The 10,593-nt window shown below is 69.3% G+C and carries 11 protein-coding genes; 2 read left to right on the top strand and 9 right to left on the bottom strand.

What is annotated here, in order from left to right:
• From ACFE77_RS09895 to ACFE77_RS09865, 7 genes are all read right to left on the bottom strand, one after another.
• Positions 1–565, bottom strand: a 565-nt coding sequence (locus ACFE77_RS09895; protein ID WP_375421471.1) for a helicase HerA domain-containing protein, incomplete at its 3' end; no start/stop codon positions are given.
• A 97-nt stretch (positions 566–662) separates the two neighbouring features.
• Positions 663–1,382, bottom strand: a complete 720-nt coding sequence (locus tag ACFE77_RS09890) for a TIGR02186 family protein (RefSeq protein WP_375421474.1) — start codon at positions 1,380–1,382, stop codon at positions 663–665.
• A gap of 32 nt (positions 1,383–1,414) precedes the next feature.
• Entirely contained in the window at positions 1,415–2,323 is a 909-nt protein-coding gene (locus ACFE77_RS09885) for a sulfite exporter TauE/SafE family protein (protein WP_375421470.1), read from the bottom strand.
• Positions 2,324–2,356: 33 nt separating this feature from the next.
• Entirely contained in the window at positions 2,357–2,875 is a 519-nt protein-coding gene (locus ACFE77_RS09880; protein ID WP_375421469.1) for a hypothetical protein, read from the bottom strand.
• 446 nt (positions 2,876–3,321) lie between these two features.
• On the bottom strand, positions 3,322–4,695 hold the full coding sequence (locus ACFE77_RS09875) for a glycosyl transferase family protein (protein ID WP_375421468.1): 1,374 nt from the start codon (positions 4,693–4,695) through the stop codon (positions 3,322–3,324).
• Between the two features lie 300 nt (positions 4,696–4,995).
• On the bottom strand, positions 4,996–5,502 hold the full coding sequence (locus tag ACFE77_RS09870) for an RcnB family protein (RefSeq protein WP_375421467.1): 507 nt from the start codon (positions 5,500–5,502) through the stop codon (positions 4,996–4,998).
• A 121-nt stretch (positions 5,503–5,623) separates the two neighbouring features.
• Positions 5,624–6,115, bottom strand: coding sequence for an outer membrane protein assembly factor BamE (locus ACFE77_RS09865; protein ID WP_375421466.1), 492 nt, complete (start codon positions 6,113–6,115; stop codon positions 5,624–5,626).
• A gap of 112 nt (positions 6,116–6,227) precedes the next feature.
• On the opposite strand from ACFE77_RS09865, the gene ACFE77_RS09860 reads away from it, so the two are divergent.
• Together ACFE77_RS09860 and ACFE77_RS09855 are read left to right on the top strand one after the other, a co-directional pair.
• Positions 6,228–6,734, top strand: a complete 507-nt coding sequence (locus ACFE77_RS09860; protein ID WP_375421465.1) for a ubiquinol-cytochrome C chaperone family protein — start codon at positions 6,228–6,230, stop codon at positions 6,732–6,734.
• Positions 6,731–7,249 (top strand): DUF177 domain-containing protein, encoded by a 519-nt coding sequence (locus tag ACFE77_RS09855; protein ID WP_375421464.1) that lies wholly within the window; start codon positions 6,731–6,733, stop codon positions 7,247–7,249. Before ACFE77_RS09860 ends, ACFE77_RS09855 begins: the two co-directional genes overlap by 4 nt.
• On the opposite strand, the gene ACFE77_RS09850 is transcribed toward ACFE77_RS09855, so the two are convergent.
• Both ACFE77_RS09850 and ACFE77_RS09845 read right to left on the bottom strand, forming a co-directional pair.
• Positions 7,250–7,789 carry a histidine phosphatase family protein gene (locus ACFE77_RS09850; protein ID WP_375421463.1) on the bottom strand — a complete coding sequence of 180 codons (540 nt, stop codon included), beginning with the start codon at positions 7,787–7,789 and terminating at the stop codon, positions 7,250–7,252. It abuts the gene before it with no gap.
• A gap of 12 nt (positions 7,790–7,801) precedes the next feature.
• Positions 7,802–10,534 carry an ATP-dependent DNA helicase gene (locus ACFE77_RS09845; protein ID WP_375421462.1) on the bottom strand — a complete coding sequence of 911 codons (2,733 nt, stop codon included), beginning with the start codon at positions 10,532–10,534 and terminating at the stop codon, positions 7,802–7,804.
• Positions 10,535–10,593: the final 59 nt, after the last annotated feature.

The following is a 10,593-nucleotide window of genomic DNA, read 5'->3' as shown; positions in this document are numbered from 1 at the left end:
TCGACTTGCCGGTGCCGGTCGACCCGACTAGCGCGAAATGCTTGCCGAGCATCGCATCGACGTACAGCGCGGCGCGGACGTCGCGGGTCGGATAGACCGTGCCGACCGCGATATGCGGACGGTCCTCGGCCGAATAGATCTGCTTGAGATCGGCGGTGGTGACCGGGAACACCTCGCAGCCGGGGATCGGGTAGCGGGTCACGCCGCGGCGGAAATGATAGAGCTTGCCCGTCAGCCGCTCCTCGTCGCCCTCGCCGAGGAAGTCGATATCGGCCGCGACCCACTCGCCGTCGATATTCTCGAGCGCGAGCGAACGGATGTTGGCGACCAGCCATGCCGACCCCACCCGCATCTTGATCTGCCCGCCGACCTGGCCCGCCGCTCCGACCACCGGATCCGCATGCTGCGCGATCCGCCCCAGCGACACCCGATCGAACAACACCCGGCTACTCGATCCCGCGATCGACACCACGCACCCGATCGCGGCACCGCTGTTCGGCTCGGGCGTCCCGAGCGACAAGGCGGTGGCGGTGTCGAAGGCATGCGATCCCGACATATCGTTCATTCGGCCGAGTCCTCGTCCAGTCAGCCACCGGGCATGCACGCCGACGCGTTAAAATCGCGTGGATGCCGCTATTCTCCTTCGTGCCGGTAGGGCAGGATCAGATCCGTCTAGCGACCCATCCGGCGGTCCAGCCCAGCAGTACCGACAGCGCCACCGCGGTCAGCCCATAGCGGATCGACGCTCGATCCGCGGCGCGCGCGACGAAGCGCTCGAACCCCGACTTGCGGATGTCGATGTCGCGGACCGCCGCTGCCAGCACGCGCCCGTCGCGGATCAGGAAGGTCTCCGCGGTGAATCGTCCCACCGGCACCCGTGCGGGGATGACGATGCGTGCACGGTACAGCACGCCGCCGGTGATCTCGACCGCCCCCGGTGCCTCGTAATACAGCCCCGCGCGCCGCTTCAGCTCGACCAGACCGTCGGAAAACCGCCGCTGCACTGTCGACTCGGCGTTGGAGGAGGGCGACAATTGCAGGCTGTCGAGCCCGAGCTCGTAGATCGCACGGGTCCGCGCATCGACTAGCCCCTTCACCGGGTGCGAGGATGCGATCGCATAGAAGGACGGCGCGGATTGGTAGCGTAGCTGCGACGCGTTGACCCAGATGCCCGCGACCTTTTCCTTCTCACGCACCCGGATCGACTGGGTCGGGCCCTTCACGACGACGACGATTTCGGTCGGCTTCTCGCCCTGCGGCAGCTTCCCACCCGGATAGAGGATCGCCCCGAACAGCAGCAGTTCGGCGCCGGTGAAGCTGTACGCGATCTCGATACTGCGCTGCGAGACGTCGGGCACCAGCACCGGCTTGGCCTGCGCCATCAGCAACGGCGCGGCGAGGATCGCCCAGCGCTTCACGACAGCTCGACCGAGAATAGCTCCTGCGGGCGCCAGACCAGGCCCAGCAGGATGCGCGCGCCGACCAGCAGCACCATCACCGCGAGCAGGAGGCGGAGATATTCGGGCTTCACCTTGGTCGCGAGCCGCGCGCCGACCTGCGCGCCGACGACCGACCCGATCAGCAACAGCCCGGCCAGCACGATGTCGACCGCCTTCGTCGTGGTCGCGTGGACCATTGTCGCGACCGCGGTGACGAACAGCGTCTGGAACAGCGACGTGCCGACCACGACATTGGTCGACATGCCGAGCAGGTAGATCATCGCCGGCACCAGGATGAAGCCGCCGCCGATCCCCAGCAGCATCGTCAGGATGCCCGTCGAAAAGCCGAGCAACAGCGGCGCGAGCGGCGAGATATACAGGCCCGACGCATAGAAGCGCGTCCGCAGCGGCAGCGCCGCCACCAGCGGATGATGCCGTCGCTTGCGCGCACGCCCGCCGCTGCGCCCCGACAGGATCGCGCGCGCCGATTCCTGCGCCATCATGCCCCCGATCGATCCGAGCATCAGCACATAGACGATCGCGATCACCGTATCGATCTGCCCGCTCTGCTGGAGCAGCCGGAACAGCCACGCGCCGAAGAACGCACCGAGGATACCGCCCGCGACCAGCACCCCGCCCATCTTCACGTCGACCCCGCCTCGTCGGAAATGCGCGGACACGCCCGACACGCTCGCGCCGGTGACCTGACTGGCCGACGATGCCGCGGCCACGGTCGGCGGAATGCCGTAGACGATCAGCAGCGGCGTGGTCAGAAATCCGCCGCCGACCCCGAACATCCCCGACAACAGCCCGACGCCACCACCTAGCAGCACGATGACGATCGCGTTGACCGAAAGATTGGCGATGGGAAGGTACAGGTCCACGATCGCTGCGTTACCGCGTCGGTGCGCGCGGGGCTAGAAGTCGCTGCCGATCGACAGCGCCGGCCCCGATCCGGGCCGTGCGGCGCCCGCGACGCGGTGCCGCCAGTCGATCGTGACGCGGATCGCCCGCTCGGCGATCGGCAGGCGCGCACCGATGGAGGGGCCGAGGTCGAGCCGCGCAGCCCCCCGTTGCGCACCGCCCCAGGCACCAGCGCCGGCGTCCACCTCGACACCGCCGACGCGACCGAGATCGTACGACACCCGCGCCGCGCCATCCGCGAACCGCTCGATGCCGTCGCGGGCGATCGCCCCTGCCTGCCCATAGGCCTCCACCCGCACCCGCGGCGCCACTTGCTGCGGACCGACCCCACTGATCACGAACATCGCAGTACCGCCGGGCCCGCCGTCGAGCGCGATGCGGCGTTCGGCGATCACGTGGATCGGGACCGCTAGCGGATGCCAGTCGATGCCTAATGCCGCTTCGCGACCGTTGCCTGCGAGCGGGGCCGAAAGCCGCGCAGACAAGCCGATGCGATGCGCGGGGTCGAGCATGAACGTTACTCGAATGCCAAACTGCGACCCGCCGAGTTGGCTCCCGGTGATCGAGCCGTCCTGTCCCTGACGCGCGATCAGCCAAGCGCTAGCGGACAGGCGGTTAGGCGCTCGTCCGGACGCGAGCAGCACATACGGCGCGATGAGCCTAGGCGGGGAGGGGGGCGGCAACTCGTCGACTGACCCAGGCTCCACGGAGATGACAGCTAAAGGAGGCGCGATCTTCGCGATTTCCCGCGTCCGGTACGTGCGCGACTGTTGCCGCCACCTAGTCCGAGGCTGCGTAGCCGACGGCGTGCGCACCAGCATCGCCACGGCTGGCGGTGCGAACGTCCACGACTCCGTCACCACCGCCGCGACCTCCTCGGCAGGCCAGAGCATCACCGCTCGCCCCGCAGTCCACCCGCTGATGGCGATCGCGAAGAACCTGATCGGCCGGCCCGCCTTCACGCATCGATGGCCGGGAAGTCGTGCCGCGTCTTGTCCCACACCGGCGCCGCGCCCAACAGCATCGCGATGTAGCGCCGGATCGCCCGCGGCGTCGCCATCAGCGCGACGAGATTGCCGACGAAGAAGCGTGGCACCGACCACAACGATTCGCGCCAGCCATAGACCCGTCCGGTGCATCCCATCCGCCAGCCGAGCCGCCACAGCAGGAACGATCCGTTGGCCATGATCAGAAGATGTTCCATCCGATCCGCGGGAAGCGGTGTCTCTGCCACCCAATGGGCTAATGCCCGCGCCGACCACGCGACCATCGCGACATAGGCCGTCGCGACGACGAGCACCGCAAGCGGCGCGCGCCGGTCACGCATCCGCATCCAGTGGTCGGCAAGGGCCAGCGCCCGCCCCCAACCGGTCCGATCCCAGCCGGCGAGCGCGATGCCCGTCATCCAGCGCGCCTTCTGCCGCGCCGCGGCGCCGAGCGTCGCCGGGAAGAAAGCCCGCACCGCGACCAGCGGACCCTTGTCGAACTCGCGGACGCGCGCGAACAGCGCCCGGCCCGGTCGTTCGCCGATCCGCAGCCCCAGCTCGTAATCCTCGGTAAGGCTCGCCGCGTCGAACGGGCGCCCGCCGCGCTCCGCTGCGATCGCGGCGAGGGTCGCGCGTGCGATGCCGCAGCCGGTCCCCGCGAGCGGCATCGCCGCGCCGAGCCCGACCCGCACGATCAGCTGCTTGCCATGTGCTTCCGCGAATTCGTCGGCATAGTGACCCGACACCAGCCGCGATCCCGGCGCGATCAGCGGCAGCACCGGCAGCTGGACGACGTTGCGCCCCTCGATCAACGCATCGATCACCCGCAATTCGGCGGGGTGTACCACGTCCTCGGCATCGTGAAGCACGACGGCCTTGGCGCGGAAGCCGTCGCGTCGCTCGTCCGCGATCAGCGCCAACCACAGAGCGTTGAGGCAATCGGCTTTGGTGGTGGGGCCGTTCGCCTCACCGACCACCAGCCGGACGCGGGGATCGCCGCGCGCGACGGCGGTTGCCGCGGCGATCGTGCCGGGATCGTTCGGGTATAAGCCAACATAGATGGTGTAGTCGCGATGATCGTAGCGATCGAGTGCCGTGCGGAGCATAATGCCGATCACCGTTTCCTCGTCCCACGCGGGCACGAAGACGATCAGGCGACCGCTCTCTGCCGGCGGCGGCAGCGTCGCGAGCGTCATCTTTGGTGTTCCCCACCGCGAGATCCGGCCGCCGACAAAGCAGATATCTACCAGCAGATCATCCAGGCCGCCGACCAGCAGGCCCAGGCCCGCAAACAGCATCGCCTCGTGCGCGACGTGATCGATCACCCACAGGGCATGCGCCACCATCGATCAGCCCCCGCCTCCCGGGGGCAGCTGCCACGTCAGGCCTGCCTTGAATACTTGGGGGAAATACGTAGCCGGCCAGATCTGCGTCCCATTTAGGCACGGTCGGGAATCATCGTTCACGACTAGCGCTTTTGTCGCGATCCGCCGAGAACCATCGGGTCGATCGCGCGTTGCCGCCCCGATCCCTTTTCCCCTTTCGGGATCAGTGCCGGTCCAAGCACGGCACGGCCGCGCCGCTGCGTAGCAAACGGCGCGGCCAAACCGGGCGAGGGTCGATCCCCGCCCGGCGAGCCTCGGACTTCAGCGGTAGAAGTTGCGGATCACCCGGACGACATAGCCACGCCGCGTGTCGACCAGCAGCACGTCGTCATAATGACGCACCCAGCGCTGGTAACCGACCGTGCGGGGCAGGCGATAGCGCCACGGGTCGTTGATCCAATAGCCGCGCCCGTAATAGTTGGGCGCGATCCGCGCACCATTGCGGAAGCTGTTGTAGCGAAACGGCGCGCGCCAGTTGCCGCGCGAATAGAGGTTGTTGTTCCGGCCCCGATTGTCGCGCCAGTCGTTGTCGCCCCAGCGGCGGTCGCGATCGCGCCGGTCCTCGCGGAACTCCTGCCGCGCGTCGCGGACATCCTCGCGCTGTTCGCGAATGTCGCGACGATCGCCACGGGCATAGGCGCGGTCGAGCTCGCGCTGTTCCTGCCGAATGTCGCGACGGTCGCGACGCAGTTCGGCGTTGGACTGCGCGTTCGCCGCGGCGGGCATCGCGGTCGCCGCCAGCAGCATCAGGGTGATCAGTTTACGCATGATCGGCCTCCATCTACGCGAACGGCACACGCGCCGTTCGTTGGAGCCGATCTCGCACCCGCCGCCTTAATGCCGCACGAATGCGCCAGTCAGCTACCAGCAAGCCGACCGGGCCGATCGATCACGGCGTGTCGCGCTGGCCGCCGCCGCCCGGCCCGCCCTGGCCGCCGCCCGCCGCGCCGACCGTGCCGATCCCGCCGAACAGGTCCTCGAAGAAGCCGCGCTTCTTGCCCAGCGTCGGGGTCGACTTGCCGTACATGTCGATGCTCGCGACCTGCTCGACGCCGCTGCGGCTGACTGAGGTAACGTTGCCGGCATTGTCGAAGCTGATCTTCAACGTGATCTGCGCGCGCGCCTTGGGATCGTTGAAGGCATAGTTGCGGCTGTCGCGCGACACATAATACCAGTCGCCTTGGTCGAACTGGCTGGCGAAGGTCGGCTTGCCGAGCACCTGGAGCACCGACTGGCGGTTGTCGACGCCCGGCTGTACCGAGTTCACCAGATCGGTATCGACGATATAGCCCTGGTGCGACCGCAGCGGCGCGCAACCAGCCATGATCAGGGCCATCCCGACGGCGACCGTCAGGCGCTTGCGGGCAAGATATACGCTCATCACTATCTCCAGCGGCGCCTGGCGCCGATCGGCCGATTGCATCGTCCGGCGATCGTGTCGATATGCGAGGACGCGTGAGGCATCAAGCGTCGCGGCGGACGAGGATTGTTCATTGGGTTGGTTTGGCAGGTTGTTGGGGCAGCGGCAGGACGAGGCGCTGCCGCTCTACAACGCGGTGGTCGCCCGCGGACGCGAACCGCATTGGTATCGCGACGGCGCGGTGCCCGATACCGTCGACGGCCGGTTCGACATGATCGCCGCGGTGCTGACCCTGGTGCTGCTGCGGCTCGAGATCGATCCCGAGGGCGCCGAAACCAACGCGCGGATCACCGAACGATTCGTCGACGACATGGACGGCCAGCTGCGCCAGCTTGGCATAGGCGATATCATCGTCGGGAAGCATATCGGCAAGATGATGAGCATGCTCGGCGGGCGGCTGGGTGCCTATCGCACCGCGCTCGCCGCGGGCGATCTTTCGCCTGCGCTCATCCGCAACCTCTATCGCGGCGAAACGCCCCCGGCTCTCGCACTAGCGCATGTCGACGCCGCCCTGACGTCGATGCGCGCCGCGCTGGCCGCCACGCCGCTCGACCGGCTGATCGCGGGAGAACTGCCATGACGCCCGAATTCAGCCGTACCGAACGCGTCGACACGATCGGCGACCGCGCCCGCGCGGTCGAGATCGCCGCCGACGAGGCCGAGCGCGCGGCGCTGGCGCAGCGTTTCGACCTCGTCGCGATCGACCGCCTCGACGCGCAGCTCAGCGTCCGCCGCGAAGGTGGCGGGATCACGGTGACCGGCACCGTCGCCGCCGTGGTGGTGCAGGCCTGTTCGGTCACCGACGATCCGATCGCGGTCGAGATCGAGGAGCCGGTCGCACTGCGGTTCGTCGACTCGCTCGATCTCGGCGAGGAAGTCGAACTCGACGAGGGCGCGCTCGACACGGTCGAGATCGAAAACGGCATCATCGATCTCGGCGAAGCTGCGGCGGAGACGATGGCGCTCGCGCTCGATCCCTTTCCGCGCAGCCCCGGCGCGGCGGCGGCCCTGAAGGAAGCGGGCGTGATCGGCGAAGACGAGGTAGTGCCGTTCAACGCCCTCACCGAAGCACTGAAGGCGAAGCTTCAGCGCTGATCAATCCTCGTCGGGGCCGAGGCTCGGATCGAGATCGCGCGGGCGGATGAAGCGATCGAGCGTCGCCCCCGCCGGCGCGGCCTTTGCCCAATCGTCAATCGGAAGGCCGAGTTCGGCGATGCTTGCGGTCGGGTATTTCGCCTCGACCGCGTCGCGCAGCAGATCCTGACAGTCGGGCACCAGTTGGAGCACCAGATCCTCGAGCCCCGGATTATGCCCGACCAGCAGCACGCGGCTCGCCGATGCGGGCAATTCGCGCACCAGGTCGAGCAACGTCGCCGACGACGCCAGGTAGATCCGCCGATCCCATACCGCGTCGAGCGCGCGGCCATAGCCGGTGGCGACCTCGCCCAGCGTTTCGACGACCCGGATCGCGGGGGACGCGACGACATGGTCGAACGCGATGTCGAGGCTGCGCAAGTGCCGGCCGATCATCGTCGCGGCACGCCGTCCCTTCGGGTTCAGCGGGCGATCGAAATCGCGCGTGACGGGATCATTCCAGCCGGACTTGGCGTGGCGCAGCAGCGTCAGCGTCTTCAACCGGAGTCTCCGTCAGGCGTCGAGAGCCGCCTCATGCCCCAGAGTCGCGATCTTGGGAAGGGTCTCGCCCGGGCCCGAGCCGAGCCGCGCCTGGACCCGCGCGACCGCCTCGTCGAGCGTCACCCGCGCGATCCCGACGCCGGGCGGGAACGCCGCCAGCAAGCGCGACGGCATGGCCGCCGACAGCATCACGAAGGCGCCACGATCGTCGGCCCGCCGGATCAGCCGTCCGAACGCCTGCGCCAGCCGCGCGCGCACCAGCCGGTCGTCATAGGCGCTGCCGCCCCCCGCGAGGCGCCGCGCGGCATGGAGCACTGTCGGCTTCGGCCATGGCACGCCCTCCATCACCACCAGCCGCAGCGAATCGCCCGCGACGTCGACCCCGTCGCGCAGCGCGTCGGTGCCGAGCAGCGAGGCGCCCGCATCGTCACGGAAGATGTCGACCAGCGTGCCGGTATCGATCGGATCGACATGCTGCGCGTGGAGCGGCAGACCTTCGCGCGCCAGCCGATCGGCGATCCGGCCATGCACCCCGCGCAGCCGTCGGATCGCGGTGAATAGCCCCAGCGTCCCGCCTCCCGCGGCGACGATCAGCCGCGCATAGGCGTTGGCCAGGCTGCCGATGTCGCCGCGCTTGACGTCGGTGACGATCAGCACCTCGGCGTTGTTGGCGTAATCGAACGGGCTCGCCGCCTCGAACCGCGCCGCCGCGCGCGCGAGATGCGGTGCCCCGACCCGCGCCTCCGCCGTGTCCCAGTCGCCGCCGCCGGTCAGCGTCGCCGACGTGACCAGCGCGCCATGCGCGGGTTTGAGCACGATCTCCGCGAACGGGCGCGTCGGATCGAGCCAGTGCCGGTGGAGCCCGACATCATATTCGCGCCCCTCCACCCGGTCGACCGCGAGCCAGTCGACAAAATCCGCGTCGACCGGGCCGCCGACCCGCGCGAGCAGCGACAGCCATGCAGCGACCGTCTCCGCGCGCCAGCCGATCGATGCGATCGCGCCTTCGACCCGCGCGCGCGCGGCGGCATCCATCCAGTCGGGGGCCTCCGCAAGCACCGCCTCCAGCCGGCGACCGAGCGTGACCAGCGGCCGCACCAGCGCGTCGAGCGCGGCGGCGGCGGGCGCCGCGGCCTCGATCAGTTCCGCGGTCGGCTCGGCCAATTCGGTCTCTAGCCCATAGCCCGCGTCGCCCGGCTGCTCGGCCCGTGCATAGGTAAGCCCGCGAACCGCCGCCAACAGCGCCTCGATCGCGCCGAACGGTTGGCCTTCCGCCAATCGCTGCAGCCAGCCGTCGCTCGCGAGATGGCGCGCCGCCTCGACCGCGTCCTGGATCGCGACGCCGCCGGCCTCGTCATAGCTCGCGACGTCGGACAGCCGCGCCTGCAACCCGCGCCGCCGGCCGCGCCCGCCGCTCTCGGGCCCCAGGATCCAGCGTCGCAGTTCGATCGTCTCCTGTCCGGTCAGCGCGGCGGCGAACATCGAATCGGCCGCGTCGAACAGGTGATGGCCCTCGTCGAAGATATAGCGGGTCGGCCGCGTCGACACTTCGCGGCCACGAGCGGCGTTGACCATTACCAGCGCGTGGTTGGCGACGACGATGTCGGCATCGGCCGACGCCCGTGCCGATCGTTCGATGAAGCATTTGCGGTAGTGCGGGCACCCCGCATAGACGCACTCGCCGCGCCGGTCGGTGAGCGCCGCCGGCCCGTTGCGCCGGAACAGCGTCGGCAACCAGCCGGGCAGGTCGCCGCCGACCATGTCGCCGTCCGCACTGAACGCCGCCCAGCGCGCGACGAGATGTGCGAGCACCGCCGCCCGGCCCTGAAACCCGCCTTGCAGCGCATCCTCCAGATTGAGCAGGCACAGGTAATTCTCGCGGCCCTTGCGCGTGACGACGCGCTCCTTGCGGACCCGTTCGTCGGGATAGAGGCGCGCGGTCTCCCGCCCCAGTTGGCGTTGCAGCGCCTTCGTATAGGTCGATATCCACACCGCGCCGCCGGCGCGTTCGGACCAGATCGCGGCGGGGGCGAGATAGCCCAGCGTCTTGCCGATCCCGGTGCCGGCCTCCGCCAGCACCAGATTGGGCGAATCGCGAACCGCCCGCGGTGCGAACGCCGCTGTCGCCGCCGCCGCATAGGCACGCTGGCCCAGCCGCTCCTCGGATCCCTCGCCGGTCAGCTCGACCAGACGCGCCTCGGCCTCGCCGGGTTCGATCGCCACGGTGCGCGGCGCGGGGCGGGGGGCATGTTCCTCCCACTCCGGCAGCTTCGAAAACAGCCAGCGCTCATCGGTCGCGGGCTTGCGGATCGACCCCGCGACCACCTGCGCCCAAGGCCAGCGAAGCCGGGCGAGCGACTGTGCCGCCGCCCAAGCTCCTTCGCGTTCCGGCCAATCGCCCTCCGGCACCGCGAGCAACGCAGCCGCTGCCTCGCGCAGAAAGGCCGCGACATCCTCGTCCCGGTCGGGCGGCGACAGGTCCACCGCGCGCGCCAGCCCCTTGGGGGTCGGGGCCGCGAACCGCGCCGGATGAAGGAACGCGAACAGCTCCAGCAGGTCGAGCCCGGAAAGCTCCGCATAGCCGAGCCGCTGCCCGATCAACGGCGCGTTCAACAGCAACACCGGCGTGTCCGCCGCGATCCGGATCGCCTCGCCGCGACCGATCTGGCGGGTCTCCTGCGCGGTCGCCAGCCAGATGCCGCCATGACTTGCATGAAGCGCGGGGTGGGGCAACGAAGCGGTCACGGTGCCGTCATAGCGGAACGAAGGGGAAACGGAAGCGCCTGCCGAGGTAGCAGCGGTCC

The organism is uncultured Sphingomonas sp. (assembly GCF_964243315.1).
GTDB lineage: Bacteria > Pseudomonadota > Alphaproteobacteria > Sphingomonadales > Sphingomonadaceae > Sphingomonas.
The sequence above is the reverse complement of the archived record's forward strand: the minus strand, read 5'-3'. Positions and strand labels throughout refer to the sequence as shown.

Excerpts from the sequence above, each read along its gene's own strand:
- ACFE77_RS09875 (WP_375421468.1), bottom strand. The coding sequence starts at position 4,695 with ATGGTGGCGCATGCCCTGTGGGTGATCGATCACGTCGCGCACGAGGCG.
- ACFE77_RS09855 (WP_375421464.1), top strand. The coding sequence starts at position 6,731 with ATGACGCCCGAATTCAGCCGTACCGAACGCGTCGACACGATCGGCGAC.
- ACFE77_RS09890 (WP_375421474.1), bottom strand. The coding sequence starts at position 1,382 with ATGGCGCAGGCCAAGCCGGTGCTGGTGCCCGACGTCTCGCAGCGCAGT.
- ACFE77_RS09870 (WP_375421467.1), bottom strand. The coding sequence starts at position 5,502 with ATGCGTAAACTGATCACCCTGATGCTGCTGGCGGCGACCGCGATGCCC.
- ACFE77_RS09880 (WP_375421469.1), bottom strand. The coding sequence starts at position 2,875 with ATGCTCGACCCCGCGCATCGCATCGGCTTGTCTGCGCGGCTTTCGGCC.
- ACFE77_RS09865 (WP_375421466.1), bottom strand. The coding sequence starts at position 6,115 with ATGAGCGTATATCTTGCCCGCAAGCGCCTGACGGTCGCCGTCGGGATG.